The organism is Variovorax sp. YR752, assembly GCF_943372545.1.
The window spans coordinates 1-14907 of sequence record NZ_CALRZC010000030.1; the positions used below are offsets into that span (position 1 = coordinate 1).

The 14907-nt window shown below is 70.6% G+C and carries 16 protein-coding genes; 5 read left to right on the top strand and 11 right to left on the bottom strand.

Annotation, left to right across the window (positions count from 1 at the left end; translation table 11 throughout):
• Positions 1 to 743, bottom strand: a 743-nt coding sequence (locus AAG801_RS09785; RefSeq protein ID WP_341888221.1) for an MFS transporter, incomplete at its 3' end; no start/stop codon positions are given.
• A gap of 63 nt (positions 744 to 806) precedes the next feature.
• Complete coding sequence (locus AAG801_RS09790; protein ID WP_341888222.1) at positions 807 to 1664, bottom strand: hypothetical protein; 858 nt, start codon at positions 1662 to 1664, stop codon at positions 807 to 809.
• A gap of 138 nt (positions 1665 to 1802) precedes the next feature.
• Between AAG801_RS09790 and AAG801_RS09795 the strand changes: the two genes are divergently transcribed.
• Positions 1803 to 2537: a helix-turn-helix transcriptional regulator gene (locus tag AAG801_RS09795; RefSeq protein ID WP_099793925.1), complete on the top strand. Its 735-nt coding sequence runs from the start codon at positions 1803 to 1805 to the stop codon at positions 2535 to 2537.
• Here the strand turns inward: AAG801_RS09795 and pyrF are convergent.
• The 6 genes from pyrF to AAG801_RS09825 form a co-directional block, all read right to left on the bottom strand.
• Entirely contained in the window at positions 2534 to 3358 is an 825-nt protein-coding gene (gene pyrF, locus AAG801_RS09800) for an orotidine-5'-phosphate decarboxylase (protein WP_056577070.1), read from the bottom strand. The two genes, AAG801_RS09795 and pyrF, sit on opposite strands and share 4 nt — an antisense overlap.
• 34 nt (positions 3359 to 3392) lie before the next feature.
• Positions 3393 to 4238 carry a uracil-DNA glycosylase family protein gene (locus AAG801_RS09805; RefSeq protein ID WP_341888223.1) on the bottom strand — a complete coding sequence of 282 codons (846 nt, stop codon included), beginning with the start codon at positions 4236 to 4238 and terminating at the stop codon, positions 3393 to 3395.
• Complete coding sequence (gene rimI / locus AAG801_RS09810) at positions 4235 to 4777, bottom strand: ribosomal protein S18-alanine N-acetyltransferase (protein WP_062483095.1); 543 nt, start codon at positions 4775 to 4777, stop codon at positions 4235 to 4237. Before rimI ends, AAG801_RS09805 begins: the two co-directional genes overlap by 4 nt.
• Complete coding sequence (tsaB, locus tag AAG801_RS09815; RefSeq protein WP_341888224.1) at positions 4774 to 5493, bottom strand: tRNA (adenosine(37)-N6)-threonylcarbamoyltransferase complex dimerization subunit type 1 TsaB; 720 nt, start codon at positions 5491 to 5493, stop codon at positions 4774 to 4776. The genes rimI and tsaB overlap by 4 nt, the downstream gene beginning before the upstream one ends.
• The gene (locus AAG801_RS09820; RefSeq protein WP_341888225.1) at positions 5486 to 6460 is read right to left on the bottom strand and encodes a DMT family transporter; all 975 of its coding nucleotides are present in this window, start codon (positions 6458 to 6460) and stop codon (positions 5486 to 5488) included. The genes tsaB and AAG801_RS09820 overlap by 8 nt, the downstream gene beginning before the upstream one ends.
• Before the next feature lie 95 nt (positions 6461 to 6555).
• A complete protein-coding gene (locus tag AAG801_RS09825) occupies positions 6556 to 7323 on the bottom strand; it encodes a DeoR/GlpR family DNA-binding transcription regulator (RefSeq protein ID WP_341888226.1) in 768 nt (255 codons plus the stop codon).
• Between the two features lie 78 nt (positions 7324 to 7401).
• Between AAG801_RS09825 and AAG801_RS09830 the strand changes: the two genes are divergently transcribed.
• The 3 genes from AAG801_RS09830 to AAG801_RS09840 all read left to right on the top strand — a co-directional run bounded on the left by AAG801_RS09830 (position 7402) and on the right by AAG801_RS09840 (position 11156).
• The gene (locus AAG801_RS09830) at positions 7402 to 7989 is read left to right on the top strand and encodes a GDP-mannose pyrophosphatase (RefSeq protein ID WP_319358002.1); all 588 of its coding nucleotides are present in this window, start codon (positions 7402 to 7404) and stop codon (positions 7987 to 7989) included.
• Positions 7990 to 7996: 7 nt separating this feature from the next.
• Entirely contained in the window at positions 7997 to 9430 is a 1434-nt protein-coding gene (gene dacB, locus AAG801_RS09835) for a D-alanyl-D-alanine carboxypeptidase/D-alanyl-D-alanine-endopeptidase (protein ID WP_341888227.1), read from the top strand.
• A gap of 127 nt (positions 9431 to 9557) precedes the next feature.
• Complete coding sequence (locus tag AAG801_RS09840) at positions 9558 to 11156, top strand: prolyl oligopeptidase family serine peptidase (RefSeq protein WP_341888228.1); 1599 nt, start codon at positions 9558 to 9560, stop codon at positions 11154 to 11156.
• 26 nt (positions 11157 to 11182) lie between these two features.
• Here the strand turns inward: AAG801_RS09840 and AAG801_RS09845 are convergent, their stop codons facing one another.
• The 3 genes from AAG801_RS09845 to purE are packed head-to-tail and all read right to left on the bottom strand — an operon-like array spanning position 11183 to position 13928.
• The gene (locus AAG801_RS09845) at positions 11183 to 12184 is read right to left on the bottom strand and encodes an L-threonylcarbamoyladenylate synthase (RefSeq protein ID WP_192194091.1); all 1002 of its coding nucleotides are present in this window, start codon (positions 12182 to 12184) and stop codon (positions 11183 to 11185) included.
• Positions 12181 to 13380 carry a 5-(carboxyamino)imidazole ribonucleotide synthase gene (locus AAG801_RS09850; protein WP_341888229.1) on the bottom strand — a complete coding sequence of 400 codons (1200 nt, stop codon included), beginning with the start codon at positions 13378 to 13380 and terminating at the stop codon, positions 12181 to 12183. The genes AAG801_RS09845 and AAG801_RS09850 overlap by 4 nt, the downstream gene beginning before the upstream one ends.
• Positions 13377 to 13928, bottom strand: coding sequence for a 5-(carboxyamino)imidazole ribonucleotide mutase (gene purE, locus AAG801_RS09855; protein WP_101490892.1), 552 nt, complete (start codon positions 13926 to 13928; stop codon positions 13377 to 13379). The genes AAG801_RS09850 and purE overlap by 4 nt, the downstream gene beginning before the upstream one ends.
• 36 nt (positions 13929 to 13964) lie before the next feature.
• Here purE and AAG801_RS09860 point away from each other — a divergent pair, with 36 nt between their 5' ends.
• Entirely contained in the window at positions 13965 to 14885 is a 921-nt protein-coding gene (locus AAG801_RS09860) for a tetratricopeptide repeat protein (RefSeq protein ID WP_341888230.1), read from the top strand.
• The last annotated feature ends 22 nt before the right edge of the window (positions 14886 to 14907 follow it).

Below are 14907 nucleotides of genomic sequence, written 5' to 3' on the forward strand. Positions count from 1 at the left end.
CGGAACACCACGATGTTCTCGCGCGCCAGCATCAGGTTGCGCCAGGTTTCGCTGAAGGGGTTCCAGTTGATGACCAGACTCGGGTCGGTGGCCGGCGCGGGCGGAATGGCCTGCGCCACGCCGCGCCCCACCAGCGCCAGCAGCAGGCAGGCCACGGCCACCGTGGTGTGGCCGATCTGCGGCATCGCCACCAGCAGCCCGCCCGCCACCTGGCCCAGCAGGATGGCGACGAAGGTGCCCATCTCGACCATGCCGTTGCCGCCCGTGAGCTCGCGCGAATCGAGCACCTGCGGCAGGTAGGCGAACTTGACCGGCCCGAACAGCGTGGAATGCAGCCCCATGAGGAACACGCAGCCCAGCAGCACCACCGCGTCGGCGCGCACGAAGCCCCAGGCGGCGATCACCATGATCGCGATCTCGAGGTTCTTGACGAAGCGGATCATCTTCGTCTTGTCGAACTTGTCGGTCAGCTGCCCGGCCGTGGCCGAGAACAGCAAGAAGGGCAGGATGAACAGCGCACCGATCACCAGCCCCGCCATGGCCGGCGGCATCCAGCTCAGTTGCAACTGGTAGGTCACCATGACGGTGAAGGCGAACTTGAAGAGGTTGTCGTTCGCGGCGCCCGCGAACTGGGTCCAGAAGAAGGGCGCGAAGCGCCGCTGGCCGAGCAGGGCGAACTGGTTCGCGTGGGCGTTGGGCTCATGCACCACGGGCGCGGGCGCGGCGGCGGCGGGGGTTGTCATGCGATGCAATCTCCTCTTTGTCTTCTACCGCTGCGCCACCGGCGTTCCGGTGGTCAGGCCGCGTCACACCGCGATCGCGGCAGGGTCGGGATTGTGCCGCAGCAGGGTGGCGCGCCAGCCCTTTTCGAGGCGGTACAGCGCCATCAGCACGGGCAGACCGGCCAGCGACGCCACCAGGTGCTTGAGCGTGTGACCCGACACGAGGTGGCCGGTGGCTTCGTAGATGGCGTGGTCGCCCAATTCGAAGGCCTTGGCCACCACATAGAACGCGATCACCCAGCCCAGCTTGAGCCCGACGGCGCCGCGCATCGGCGTGGCCAGCGCCAGCGTGAGCACCACCGCCATGCCGCCGAACTGCACCAGCGCCCAGGGCAGCACATTGCCGGTTTCCTGGCAAACCTCGGCCGCCAGCAGGCCGGCCGTGAGCACGAACCAGGCGGCCGGCCAGCCGGCGCGCTGGCTGACGCGCTCGCAGACGGCGATGCCGATCAGGCCCGCGAAGGCCACGGCCATGCCGGCGCGGTCGGCCGCGAGGCGGGGCGCGTCGGGCAGCAGGTGATAGAAGGCCGAGCCCGCGGCGGTGGCGATCAGGCCGGCAAAGAACAGCCAGGCGCAATCCAGCGTGTTGTCGGGCGGGTCGTTGGCGGGCGGCGCCAGCGGGAACCCGGCCAGCGCCTCCTGGTGCGAGCGGTCGATGCGGTTGAGCCGGTACAGGCCCAGGCAGCCGATGGCCAGGAACGGCAGGTTGCTCAGCACGTCCATCGCGTTGGGCAGGTGAAACAGCGGCCGGTTGTCGGCGAACACGGAGGCGATCGCCACGTCGGCGGCCGGCAGCGCCGGGCCGAAGAAGGCGACGAGCAGGAGCAGCGCGAAGGTGAACAACAGTCCGCGTTCGCGGCGTGTCAGGGTGGGCAGAAGCATGGCGTTCCTCGGTGGGGTGGTGGCTGGCGGGTGGAATCTAGTTGCCAGCCCTTCCCCAGGCATCGAGAATCGATACGAGGCACTATTTCACTCCCTTCGGTATCCTTTTCCAATACCTTCAACCCGTACCCTCCCTTCATGAGCACCACCGTCGATCTGGTCCAGGCCCTCAAGAACGAACTCAAAAGCGCCCGCATGACGTATGCCGACCTGGCCCGGTCGCTGGACATGGCGGAATCCAGCGTCAAGCGCATGCTGGCCAAGAGCGACATGCCGCTGTCGCGCGTCGATGCGATCTGCCGCGCCCTGAAGATCGATTTCGCCGAGCTGGCGCGGCGCGTGGCCGACGCCCAGCCGCTGCTGAAGGAGCTGACGCACGAGCAGGAGAAAGCCGTGGTCAAGGACAAGAAGCTGCTGCTGGTGGCGATCAGCGTGCTGAGCCAGTGGACGCTGGAGCAGATCGTGGCGTCGTACCGGATCACCGAGCCCGAGTGCATCGGCTGCCTGGCGCAGCTGGACCGCATCGGCATCATCGAGCTGCGCCCGCTCAACCGGTACCGCCTGAAGCTCGCGAAAACCTTCCGCTGGCGCCCGCACGGCCCGGTGATGGAGTTCTTCCGCGAGAACGTGGTGCTCGACTACTACAAGGGCGGCTTCGACGGCCCGGCCGAGGGGCTGCTGCTGGTGCACGGCTCGATCAGCCGGTCACTCGCGCCGGCCTTCCTGGAGCGGTTGCAGCGCGTGGCGCAAGACTTCGCGCAGCAGCACCAGACCGACCAGAAGCTGTCGGCCAAGGACCGCGAGGGCTACACCCTGCTACTGGGCATGCGCAACTGGGAGTTCGAGGCGTTCACGCGCCTGCGCAGAAACTAAGGCTTGGCGGCTTCGAGCGCGTCGCGCGTGGTGCGCGCGGCGTTCTTCGCCGCATCGGCGAAGTCTTCGCCCGACGAGGCATAGATGATCGCCCGCGACGAGTTCACGATGATCGGCGCGTCGGCGCGCCAGCCGGCGCGCACGGTGGCAACCGCGTCACCGCCCTGGGCACCGACACCCGGGATCAAGAGCGGCACCGTCGGTGCGAGCTCGCGCACACGCTCGATTTCGGCCGGATAGGTCGCGCCCACCACGAGGCCGAGCTGGCCGTTGAGGTTCCACGGGCCCTGCGCCAGGCGGGCGACGTGCTCGTACAGGAAGGGCTGGCCCTCGACGCTCGCAAGCCGCTGGCCCTGCAGGTCCGAACCGCCGGGGTTGCTGGTGCGGCACAGCAGGAAGGCGCCCTTGCCTTCGTGCTTGAGGTAGGGCGCGACCGAGTCGAAGCCCATGAAGGGCGACAGGGTCACGGCGTCGGCGCCGTAGCGCTCGAAGGCTTCGAGCGCGTACTGCTCGGCGGTGGAGCCGATGTCGCCGCGCTTGGCGTCAAGAATCGTGGGCACGTGAGGCGCGTTGCGGCGCATGTGCTCCATGAGGCGTTCGAGCTGGTCTTCGGCGCGGTGGGCGGCGAAGTAGGCAATCTGCGGCTTGAAGGCGATGACTAGGTCGGCCGTCGCATCGACGATGCGCGCGCAGAAGTCATAGATGCGGCTGGCGTCGCCCTTGTACGCCCCCGGGAATTTGGCGGGCTCCGGGTCGAGGCCCACGCAGAGCAGCGAGCCGTTGGTTTGCTGTGCAGCGGCCAGCTTGTCGAGGAAAGTCATGGGGCCCGATTTTACGGACCCCGCCCAACAGGCCTTATTCCGATGGCGAGGCTGCTTGCTGCTGCTCTGCCGCCAGGCACAAGTCGGCCCAGGCGCGGGCCTTGTCGGCCGGGTTGCGCAGCAGGTACGCGGGGTGGTACGTGGCGACCACCGGCACGCCATTCGCCGACGCCAGCGGCACGGCGCGACCGCGCAGCTTGCCCAGCGGATCGCGGCTTTGCATCAGGCTTTGCGCGGCCAATGGGCCCATCGCCAGCACGACGCTGGGCGCCAGCGCCGCCGCGTGGGCGTCGAAGGCCGCGTCGATCGGCTGCGGGCTGCCGGGCTGGCCGGCGGCCACGCCGCGGTGCGTGCGCATCAGGTGCACGGGCGTGCGGCCGTCGTGCAGCTTCAGTGCGCGCAGCATGTTGTCGAGCAGGCGGCCGGCGTCGCCCGCGAAGGGCTCGCCGTGGCGGCCGTCGGCTTCGGGCGGCATGTCGGCCACGACCAGCCAGCCGCCCTGCACCGGCGCCGTGGCATCGGCCTTGTCGGCATACAGGCGGCAGGGCGCTTCGACCAGCACGGCGGCGCCTTGCGCCACGGGCGGTGCTGCGACCGGACGCGGGGCCGGGGCGGCCACGGGGCGGGCGACGGGCGCCGGTGCCGGGCGCTGCGGAGGCGGCGCGTCATAAGACTGGTCGCGCTCGTCGAGCTCCAGCGGCGGGCCTTCGGGCATGTCGGGCATGCCGGAATCAGCGGCCACGGGGGCTTCTGGCTCGGCTTCGACTTCGATCTCGGGTTCCGGCGGCACGGGCCACCAGACCTTCACGCCCATCTCGTCGAGCATGGCGCGCTGGCGCGCGTCCAGGCGCAGGGTGTGTACAGCGGCGGTGTCCGTCATCGCAAAGCTCCCCAGGCGGAGCCTGTTTCGTTGAGGCGCATGCTCATGACGACCGCGTCTTCACGCTTGCCGTCGAACGCCGGGTAGTAGCCCTTGCGCACGCCGACGCTGCGAAAGCCTTGCCGCAGGTAGATGTCGAGCGCGCGCCGGTTGCTTTCGCGCACCTCGAGCCAGAGCCACAGCGCGCCCTCGCCGCGCGACCAGCCGGCCAGCGCCTCGAGCATGAGCGGCGCCCAGCCCTGGCGCTGGAAAGCCGGCGCCACGGTGATGTTGAGCAGGTGCACCTCGTCCACGCCCTTCATGGCGACGAAGTAGCCGATGAGCGTTTCGCCCAGGCTGGTGCAGGGCGACTCGACACCCGGCGCCACGCCGGGCGCCAGCAGGCACTGGCAGTGGTAGCCCACGGCCATCGAATCGGTGAAGTTGGCGCGCGTCCAGGGGTGCGTGTAGGCCGTCTGCTCGACCGCGCACACGGCGTCGATCCGCTCGACGGTGAGCGGTTCAAGACGGGCTTCGACGGACTGGAGGACAGCGCTCATACGGGGCTTGGCGGAACGGCGACAGCAGCGGCAGCGGCCTTGATGGCGGCGCGTTCCTCGGTGGTTTGCGCCACTTTATCGCGAACATAGAGCGGCCAGGCCTGTGCGGCGGGCACGGTGCGTCCGGCCGCGAGCAGCGCGGGCGCCAGCCGCAGCATGGCGACGGCGGTGGGCAGCACCTCGTGGCGGGCCGTGGCGGTCGCCAGGCGCGGGCCGTAGGCGGTGAAGGCATTGCCGGCGAGCGCCCAGCCGGCCGGCACCTCGAGCGCCTCGGGGGCGAGCAGCAGCGGCTCGGGATCACCGCCGAACGGGCCGGCGGTGTCGAAGTCGTAGTGCGCAGCGTAGAGCTGGTCCATGCGCGCGTCGAGCACGGCCACCACGCGCTGCGCGCCGAAGGCGTGGCGTGCCTCGTCGGCCACGGCCAGCAGGGTGTCGACCGGCAGCAGCGGCACCTTGGCGCCGAAGGCCAGGCCCTGCGCCACCGAGCAGGCGGTGCGCAGGCCGGTGAAGGAACCCGGGCCGCGCCCGAAGACGATGGCGTCGAGTTCGGCCAGCGCGAGCCCCGCGTCGGCGAGCAGCTGACGAATCAGCGGCAGCAGCGTACTCGACGCCTGCGCGCCGCCCACGCCGCTGTGCGCCAGCACGCGGTCGCCGTGGCGCACCGCCACCGACAGGTGCTCGGTGCTCGTGTCGAAGGCCAGCAGCTTGTCAGACATTGGGGCGCCCCATTCCTGCCGGGCACGGCGTCGGGCAGACCGGCGCCACGCGCACGGCCGCTGCCTTGCGCACGCCGAACAAAATGCCGCCCGTCACCAGCGCTAGGCCGGCGATCAGGCTCCAGTGCATCGGTTCGCCCAGCCACAGCACCGCGCCGAAGGCCGACAGGCCCGGCACCAGCGCCGTGATCATGGTGGTGCGCACGGGCCCGAAGTGCTGGATCATTTTTGTGAAGGTGATGCCGGAGATCACGACCGAGCCGAGGCCCTGGAAGGCCATCTGGAAGGCGACCTCGCCCCACGGCGCGCTGCCGATGTGGCTGACGACGGCACCCGAGGCCACGAGCAATGTGTAGACCGGCACATAGGTCATGAGCGCGAACACGGTGATGGCGATGGTCGCGCGCACGGCGTCCAGGCCGTGGCGGCGCGCCACGATGCTGTAGCAGGCCCAGCAGAAGGCGGCGCCCATGAACATCAGGTCGCCCTTCCAGACCTCGCCGCCCTCGAAGGCATGCAGCAGGCTGCGCCCGCCGACCACGAGGTCGCCCGCGACGATCATCGCCAGGCCGATGGCGCGCGTGGGCGTGATGCGGTCGCGCAGCACCAGCGCGGCCAGCAGCGTGGTCCACAGCGGCAGGCTGCCGGGCATCAGCACGGCGGCATGGCCGGCCGGTGCGAAGAAGAAGCCGCTGTAGGCGATGAGGGCGTAGGCCACGCCGCCGAAGATGCCGGCCGTGGCCGTCACGCGCAGCGACAGCGGCGACAAACCGAAGAACGACGACACCGCGCCGCGGTGCTTCGTCGCCAGCCACGCGCCCCAGGGCACCAGCACCAGGCTGGCGCCGCAGACGCGCGCAAAGGCGAGGTCGAAGGGCGTGAGCGAACGCGCGGCCGAGGCGCGCGCGATGAGGATGAAGGCGGTCCAGACCACGACGGTGACCACCGCCGCGCCGATGCCGAGCATGCGGGGAGACAGGAGGGGCGGGGAGGTCTGCGGGGGCGCGGCGGGCATCCCGCCATTATCGAGGGCGGACCTCGGCCGCGCAGGGGCGGGGCGAATCAACCAGCCTCGTCGGCGCGCAGGATCGCCAGGCCGGCCGCGCGCAGCGGCGCCAGCGCCTGCTCGGAGGCCTGCGGCGCCACCAGCAGCTGCGTTGCGTCCGCCAGCGGGTTGACCACCCAGGCCGACGCGGCCCCGAGCTTTTCGGACGAGGCCAGCACGACGGTCTCGGCCGCCGCGGCCATCAGCGCGCGCTTGATCTCGGCCTCTTCCGCGTCGCCCGTGGTCAGGCCCGCCTCGGCGTGCACGCCGGTGACGCCCATGAAATACGTGTCGGCATGGATGCGCGAAATGGCCGCCATGGCCGCCGCGCCGACCGCCACCATCGAATGCCGGAAAAGGCGCCCGCCAATCAGCACCACCTCGATGCCGGTATGCGCCTGCAGCTCGACCGCCACCGACGGGCTGTGCGTGACCACCGTGGCCTGCAGCGTGGGCGGCAGGTGACGCGCCAGTTGCACGGCCGTGGTGCCGCCGTCGATGAACACCACCTGCCCCGGCTTCACGAGGCGCGCGGCGGCGCGGCCGATGGCCACTTTTTCGTCGGGCGCAAGATGCTGGCGCCCGGTGAAGTCGGCCTCGGCCGCCGCCACCGGCAGCGCGCCGCCGTGCACGCGCTGCAGCAGCCCTTCGGCCGCGAGCTCGCGCAGGTCGCGGCGGATGGTGTCTTCGGACAGGGCCAGTTCCTCGCTGAGTGCCTTGGCGACGACCTGGCCGTCGCGCCGCAGGACCGAGAGGATGTGTTGCTTGCGCGGGCGAGTGAGCATGGGCCGATGATAGCGAGTTTGCACGCTATTGCACGAATCATCTTGATATTGCACGAATCAGGTTTTATGCTCGCCGCCATGACCATCCACGACCGCGTCCGGGTGCACGAAGTCACCCTCCTGTCCGACAACTGGTACACGCTGCGCACCACCGCCTTCGACTGGCGGCGCAACGACGGCGAGTGGCAGCGCATGCACCGCGAGACCTACGACCGCGGCAACGGCGCCACGCTGCTGCCCTATCACCTGGGCCAGCGCACGGTGCTGCTCACGCGGCAGTTCCGCTACCCGGCCTTCGTCAACGGCCACGACGACCTGCTGATCGAAGCGGCCGCGGGCCTGCTCGACAACGCCGCGCCCGAGGAGCGCATCCGCGCCGAAGTGGAAGAAGAACTGGGCTACCGGCTCGGCGCGGTGCAGAAGGTGTTCGAGAGCTTCATGAGCCCGGGCTCGGTGACCGAGAAGCTGCACTTCTTCGTCGCGCCCTACGAGGCCTCGATGCGCGTCGGCGCGGGCGGCGGGCTGGCGGAGGAGGGCGAGGACATCGAGGTGCTCGAGCTGCGCATCGACGAGGCGCTGGCCATGGTGGCCGACGGCCGCATCGCCGACGCCAAGACGATCATGCTGCTCTACCACGCGAAGCTGCACGTGTTCGCGCCGGGATAATCGGCGGATGCCTCTTGCCTTCCGCCACGCGCCCCGTGCGCAGACTCTTGCGCTGACCCTTGCACTGCTGGCCCCGCTCGGCGCCCTCGCCCAGCAAGCCCTTCCGCCCCAAGTCGATGCCGCCCTTGCGCGTGCCAAGGTGTCGCGCGACGCCGTGACCTTGCTCGTGGCCGATGCCGACGCCGGCCGCGCGCCGCGCCTGGCCTGGCGCTCGCAGGTGCCGGTGAACCCGGCCTCGATCATGAAGCTGGTGACCACCTACGCGGCGCTCGACCTGCTCGGCCCGGCCTACAGCTGGAACACGCCGGTCTACGTCGAGGGCTCGGTGGCCAACGGCGTGCTCAACGGCAACCTCTACATCAAGGGCCAGGGCGATCCCAAGCTGGTGCTCGAGCGCGTGTGGCTGCTGCTGCGCCACGTGCAGGGCCTGGGCATCACCACCGTGAGCGGCGACATCGTGATCGACCGCAGCGCCTTCGAGACCACGGTCGAGAACGACCCGGCCGCCTTCGACGGCGAGCCGCTGCGCCCCTACAACGCCTCGCCCGACGCACTGCTGGTGAACTTCAAGTCGGTGAACATGACCTTCGCGCCCGACCGCGCCGGTCAGTTCGCACGCGTGAGCTACGAGCCCCCGCTGGCCAGCGTGGCGATGCCGCCGACCGTGCCGCTGGCGCCGGGCGAATGCGGCGACTGGCGCGGCGCGCTCAAGCCCGACTTCAGCGACGTGAACCGCATCCGCTTCAACGGCGGTTTTCCCACCGGCTGCGGCGAGAAGAGCTGGGCCGTGGCGTACGCCGACCCGCGCACCTACAGCCTGCGCGCCATCGGCGGCATGTGGGCCGAGATGGGCGGGCGCGTCGGCGGCCAGATGCGCGAGGGCCGCGTGCCCGCGGGCCTGAAGCCGGCCTTCGATTTCGAATCGCCGCCGCTGGCCGAGGTGGTGCGCGACATCAACAAGTACAGCAACAACGTGATGGCGCAGCAGCTGTTCCTCACGCTCGGCCTCACGCAGAAGCAGCGCGGCACCTTCGAGGCCTCGCGCAGCGCGATGGGCCAGTGGTGGCGCGACCGCATCGGCACGGGCGAGGCGTCGCCGGTGTTCGAGAACGGCTCGGGCCTGTCGCGCGACGAGCGCATCAGCGCCGCCGCGCTCGGCAAGATGCTGCAGGTGGCGTGGCGCTCGCCCGTGATGCCCGAGCTGATGGCCTCGCTGCCCGCGATGGGCGTGGACGGCACGCTGAAGCGGCGCACGCTGCGCTCGGGCGGCGCGGCCCACCTGAAGACCGGCACGCTGCGCGACGCCTCGGGCGTGGCCGGCTACGTGCACGGCGCGAGCGGCCGGCGCTACGTGCTGGTGGCCATCGCCAACGGCGAGAACGCCGGCGCCGCACGCGCCGCCTTCGATGCGCTGATCGACTGGACCGCGCAGGACCAGTGACTCGGACGGGGCCTGGCCCGTTCGGCTACTGAATAGGTTCTGCTGGCAAACGCGGCTTGCGCGCGGCCATGGCGCTGCCCAGAATAGGACGCTCGTTCGTTTTCGATACAAATCCAGGAGACGCGTCTTGACCTTGCACCCACGGCATTCTTCCCTCTCGGCCCGCCGGGTCACCGCCACGGCGACGCTCGCCGGCGCCACGCTGTTGCTCGCCGCCTGCGGCGGGGGCGGCGGCGGTGGGGGCGGCATCGGCATCGGCTTTCCGCCGCCGGGCGGCGGCAGCGACACCGGGCGCGGCTCGGTCGTCACCAGCCCGCCCGAGCAGGGCACCAAGCTCACGGCCGACCAGTTCCGGGCCAGCCTGCAGGCCTCCGACCAGGGCAAGGCGCTGCTGCAGGTCACCGGCGCGCCCAAGTGCGGCGTCGACATGCGCTACCTCGAGTACCGCACCGTCGGCGGCAAGAACGAAGCCACCAACGCCACCGCCGCGATCATGGTGCCCTCGGGCTCCGACGTCGCCTGCAGCGGCGGGCGCCCGGTGGTGCTGTACGCGCACGGCACCACGCCGGCGCGCAACTACAACCTCGCCAAGTGGACCGACACCACCCAGCCGGCCGCCGGCGAGGGCCTGATGGTGGCGGCCATGTTCGCGGCGCAGGGCTACATCGTGGTGGCGCCCAACTACGCGGGCTACGACAAGTCGACGCTGCCCTACCACCCGTACCTCAACGGCGAGCAGCAGGGCAAGGACATGGTCGATGCGCTCACCGCGGCGCGCAAGACCTTCTCGGACATCGGCGCGAACGACGCCGGCTCGCTGTTCATCACCGGCTATTCGCAGGGCGGCTACGTGGCAATGGCGGCGCACCGCGAGATGCAGGCCACCGGCAAGACGGTGACGGCCTCGGCCCCGCTGGCTGCGCCCTCGGCCATCAGCCTGCTGACCGACTACACCTACCTGGGCTGGCCGGCGCTGGGCTCCACGCTGTTCGTGCCGCTGCTGTCGACCAGCTGGCAGCAGCAGTTCGGCAACGTCTACGGCAGCCCCAGCGACGTCTACGAAGCGCAGTACGCCACCGGCATCGAGACGCTGCTGCCGAGCCTCACGCCGGGCACGCTGTTCTCCAGCGGCAAGCTGCCGCAGCTGGCGCTGTTCCCGGCCGACGGCAAGCCAGGTCCGGTGAGCCCCGAACTGTCGATCTTCTACGGCGCCAACAACCTCATCAAGCAGAGCTTTCTCACGCAGGCGGCCACCGACATCCAGTCGAACACCTGCCCCGGCAACGCACTGCCGGCCACGGCCGCGTCACTGGGTTCGGCCACGCCGCTGGACTGCAAGCCCGCCACGGGCTTCCGCAAGGCGGCCATCGCCAACGACCTGCGCAACTGGGTGCCGACCAAGCCGATGCTGCTGTGCAGCGGCGCGAACGACCCGACCGTGAACTTCCTGAGCACCCGCGCCACGGCCGGCTACTTCCGCGCCAAGGGCATGCCGGCCGCCGCGCTCGCGGTGGTCGACCTGGAAGACCGCGGCGCCACCGACAGCTATTCGGCGGCACGCGCAGGCTTCGCGCAGGCGAAGGACCTGTTGGCACAGAGCACGCCGGGCAGCGCCGCCGACAAGGCGCGCGCCGTGACCGCGGCCTACCACGGCACGCTGGCGCCGCCGTTCTGCCTGGCGGCAGCGCGCGGGTTCTTCCAGGGTGTGTTGGCGGCCGGGGGCTGAGCCCCGCGGCAGCGATCAGGCGTTGATCAGGCCGCTGCAGCGCGCTGCAAGCGGTCCTTGACGCCTTCCCACTCGGGCGTGTCGGGCGGCGTCTCGACCCAGATCAGCTTCACGCCCTGCGCGTCGAACTCGCGCAGCACCGCGAACAGCTGCTGCGCGGCGGCGGCCGCGTCGTCGGGCATGCGCCGCAGCAGCACGCGCTGCGAGCGGCTGCGCACGTTGCTGCGCGTCCACACGGCGATGTGCGCGGCGTTGGCGCCGAGCACGTCGAGGCCGGTCTGGATGGCCTTGGGGTCCATCAGCCGCACCTTGGCATCGGGCGCGTAGTGCGCCTCCAGCGTACCCGAGGCGCGCGGGTCGGGCGTGTCGAGCACCTCGCGGTCGCGCAACGGCTCGCCGGCGGCGGCCTCGATCTGCGCGCGCGTGATGAGGCCCGGGCGCAGCAGCACGGGAGCGCCGCGGCTGCAGTCGACGATGGTCGATTCGATGCCCACTTCGCAGGCACCACCGTCGATGACGAGCAGCGCATCGCCGAACTCGTCGTGCACGTGCTGCGCCGTGGTCGGGCTGACGCGGCCGAAGCGGTTGGCACTGGGCCCCGCGAGGCCGGGCACGCCCTGTTCGGCGCAGACCTCAAGCAGTGCCTGCGCCACCGGGTGCGCGGGGCAGCGCAGGCCGATGGTGTCCTGCCCGCCGGCCGCCGCCGTGCCCACGCCGGGCTGGCGTGTGACGATCAGCGTGAGCGGGCCGGGCCAGAAAGCCTGCACGAGCTTCTGCGCGAAAGGCGGCAGCGGCTGGGCGAAGCGCGACAGCGCCTGCGCGCCCTTGGCGCCCGCCGCCACGTGGACGATCAGCGGATGGTCGGCCGGCCGGCCCTTGGCCGCGAAGATGCCGGCGACGGCGGTGTCGCTGCTGGCGTCGGCGCCCAGGCCGTAGACGGTCTCGGTCGGGAAGGCGACCAGCCCGCCCGCGCGCAGCACGCGCGCGGCCTCGGCGATGGCGTCGGGAGCGTGGCCGTCGAGGATCATGCGAGCGCCGGCAGGCCCAGCAGCAGCGCGGCCTGCGAGGCGTTGGCGCGCACGCTCTCGAGCGTGGCGCCGGTGAGGGTCAGGTGGCCCATCTTGCGACCGCGGCGCGGTGCCAGCTTGCCGTACAGGTGCAGGTGCGTGCCGGGCACGGCGAGCACTTCGCTCCAGCGCGGCGCGACCGGCTTGATGCCGTCGCCTTCGCCGTCTGGGAACCACAGGTCGCCCAGCAGGTTGAGCATGACGGCGGGGCTGTGCTGGCGCGGCGCGGTCAGCGGCAGGCCGGCGAGGGTGCGCACCTGCAGCTCGAACTGCGACACGTCGCAGGCCTCCATCGTGTAGTGGCCGCTGTTGTGCGGGCGCGGTGCCATTTCGTTGACCACCAGCGAACCGTCGGCCAGCGCGAAGAACTCGACGCACAGCACGCCCACGTAATCGAGGCCGCTGGCGATGCTCTTGGCGGAATTGACCGCGCCCTGCGCCACGGTCTTGGGCATGTTCTGCGGATGCACCTCGGTCACGGCGAGGATGCCGTCGCGGTGCAGGTTGCGCTGCGGCGGGAAGTGCACGATCTGGCCGTCGCGGCCGCGCGCCAGGATCACCGAGCACTCGAACTCGAGCGGCAGCATCTTTTCGAGCACGCAGGGCACGCAGCCGGCGGCCTGCCAGGCCTCGACCAGCTCGGCGCGCGTCTTCACGCGCTGCTGGCCCTTGCCGTCGTAGCCCAGGCGGGCGGTCTTGAGGATGCCGGGCAGCAGTTGTTCGTCGATGGCGGCCAGTTGCTCCGCGGTCTCGATGACGGCATAGGGCGCGCAGGGCACGCCGCAGCGGGTGAAGTGCGCCTTCTCGGCGATGCGGTCCTGTGCGATGGCGATGGCCGAAGCGGCGGGCGACACCGGCCGCGCGACGGCCAGGTGCTCCAGCGAAGGCGCGGGCACGTTCTCGAACTCGGTCGTCACCGCGTCGGCCAGGCCGGCGAGGCGGGCGAGGCCGTCGACGTCGGCGTAGTCGGTGTGGATGTGGTGGTGGCTCACGCGGCCGGCGGGGCTGTCGGCATCGGGGTCGAGCACCGCGGTGAAGTAGCCCATGCGCTGGGCCGCGTGCGCGAACATGCGCCCGAGCTGGCCGCCGCCGAGCACGCCGAGCGTGGCGCCCGGGAGGATGGGCAGGTCGCCGGCATGGCCGGTGACGCCGCTCACAGTGCACCCCCGCCTTGCGGCGAAAACGGTGACACGGGAGACACAGCGCCCGCTTCGGGCGGCGGCAGCACCATGGCCTCGGCGGCGGCGGTCTGGGCCGTGCGGAAGGCGTCGAGCTTCGCGCGCAGCGCGGGGTTGTTCACCGCCAGCATCGCCACCGCGAACAGCGCCGCATTGGCCGCGCCGGCGGTGCCGATGGCAAAGGTGGCCACGGGCACGCCCTTGGGCATCTGCACGATGCTGTAGAGGGAATCGACGCCCTGCAGGTGGCGGCTGGCCACCGGCACGCCGAGCACCGGCACCGTGGTTTTGGAGGCCAGCATGCCCGGCAGGTGGGCCGCGCCGCCCGCCCCGGCGACGATCGCCGTGAGCCCGCGCCCGGCGGCGCTTTCGGCGTACGCGAACAGCGCATCGGGCATCCGGTGGGCCGAGACCACCTTCGCTTCGTGGCTGATTCCGAATTGCTGGAGAATCTCGACCGCGTGGCGCATCGTCTCCCAATCGGAGTTCGAGCCCATCACTACACCGACCTGAATGGTTTCGTTCATGGTTTCAATTTTACGTTTCACCCCCAGCTGTTCCCGATGATCGACATCACTCTCGAAAATTTCCAGTCCGAGCTGATCGAAGGCTCGGTCGCCACGCCGGTGCTGCTGGACATCTGGGCCGAATGGTGCGGCCCCTGCAAACAGCTCGGCCCGGTGCTCGAAAAACTCGAAACCGAGTACGCCGGCCGCTTCACGCTGGCCAAGCTCGACGCCGACAAGGTGCCGCAGATTTCGTCGCAACTGTCCGAAATGTTCGGCGTGCGCAGCATCCCGTTCTGCGTGATGTTCAAGGACGGCCAGCCGGTCGACGGCTTCGTCGGCGCCATTCCGGCCGAGAAGATCCGCGAATTCCTCGACAAGCACGTGCCGGGCGCCGACGAGGCCGAAGCCGCCTCGGAAGGCGCTGCCGCGCAGGAAGCGCTGGCCGAGGGCGACACCCTGGGCGCGCTCGAGAAGCTGCAGCACGCCGTGGCCACCGACCCGGCCAACGACGACGCGCGCTTCGACTACATCAAGCTGCTGCTGCAGGAAGGCCGCATCGACGACGCCAAGGTCGCCTTTGCGCCGGTGATCGCCAAGACCACGCTGGTGCGCCGCTTCGATTCGCTGCAGCGCTGGATGGACGCCATCGATTTCGCAGCACCCGTCACAGGCTCCGCGCCGACGCTGGGCGATTTCGACGACAAGATCGCGGCCAACAAGCGCGACTTCGACGCCCGCTTCAACCGCGCCCGTCTGCTGATGGCCGCCCAGCGCTGGACCGACGCGATGGACGAGCTGCTCGACATCCTCATGCGCGACAAGAGCTGGAGCGAAGACCTCGCGCGCAAGACCTACATCGCGATCCTCGACGTGATCGAGCCGCCGAAGGTGAAGGTCGCCGACGGGCAGATTCCGCCGGACGATCCGGTCGTGGCCACTTACCGTCGCCGCCTGAGCAGCGTGGTGTTGAGCTGAACGGCTGAACGACGCATTGCGC

What these genes read in the sequence shown, in the direction of transcription:
- AAG801_RS09790 (WP_341888222.1), bottom strand. Translation starts at nt 1,664, where the DNA reads ATGCTTCTGCCCACCCTGACACGCCGCGAACGCGGACTGTTGTTCACC.
- AAG801_RS09795 (WP_099793925.1), top strand. Translation starts at nt 1,803, where the DNA reads ATGAGCACCACCGTCGATCTGGTCCAGGCCCTCAAGAACGAACTCAAA.
- pyrF (WP_056577070.1), bottom strand. Translation starts at nt 3,358, where the DNA reads ATGACTTTCCTCGACAAGCTGGCCGCTGCACAGCAAACCAACGGCTCG.
- AAG801_RS09805 (WP_341888223.1), bottom strand. Translation starts at nt 4,238, where the DNA reads ATGACGGACACCGCCGCTGTACACACCCTGCGCCTGGACGCGCGCCAG.
- rimI (WP_062483095.1), bottom strand. Translation starts at nt 4,777, where the DNA reads ATGAGCGCTGTCCTCCAGTCCGTCGAAGCCCGTCTTGAACCGCTCACC.
- tsaB (WP_341888224.1), bottom strand. Translation starts at nt 5,493, where the DNA reads ATGTCTGACAAGCTGCTGGCCTTCGACACGAGCACCGAGCACCTGTCG.
- AAG801_RS09820 (WP_341888225.1), bottom strand. Translation starts at nt 6,460, where the DNA reads ATGCTCGGCATCGGCGCGGCGGTGGTCACCGTCGTGGTCTGGACCGCC.
- AAG801_RS09825 (WP_341888226.1), bottom strand. Translation starts at nt 7,323, where the DNA reads ATGCTCACTCGCCCGCGCAAGCAACACATCCTCTCGGTCCTGCGGCGC.
- AAG801_RS09830 (WP_319358002.1), top strand. Translation starts at nt 7,402, where the DNA reads ATGACCATCCACGACCGCGTCCGGGTGCACGAAGTCACCCTCCTGTCC.
- dacB (WP_341888227.1), top strand. Translation starts at nt 7,997, where the DNA reads ATGCCTCTTGCCTTCCGCCACGCGCCCCGTGCGCAGACTCTTGCGCTG.
- AAG801_RS09845 (WP_192194091.1), bottom strand. Translation starts at nt 12,184, where the DNA reads ATGATCCTCGACGGCCACGCTCCCGACGCCATCGCCGAGGCCGCGCGC.
- purE (WP_101490892.1), bottom strand. Translation starts at nt 13,928, where the DNA reads ATGAACGAAACCATTCAGGTCGGTGTAGTGATGGGCTCGAACTCCGAT.
- AAG801_RS09860 (WP_341888230.1), top strand. Translation starts at nt 13,965, where the DNA reads ATGATCGACATCACTCTCGAAAATTTCCAGTCCGAGCTGATCGAAGGC.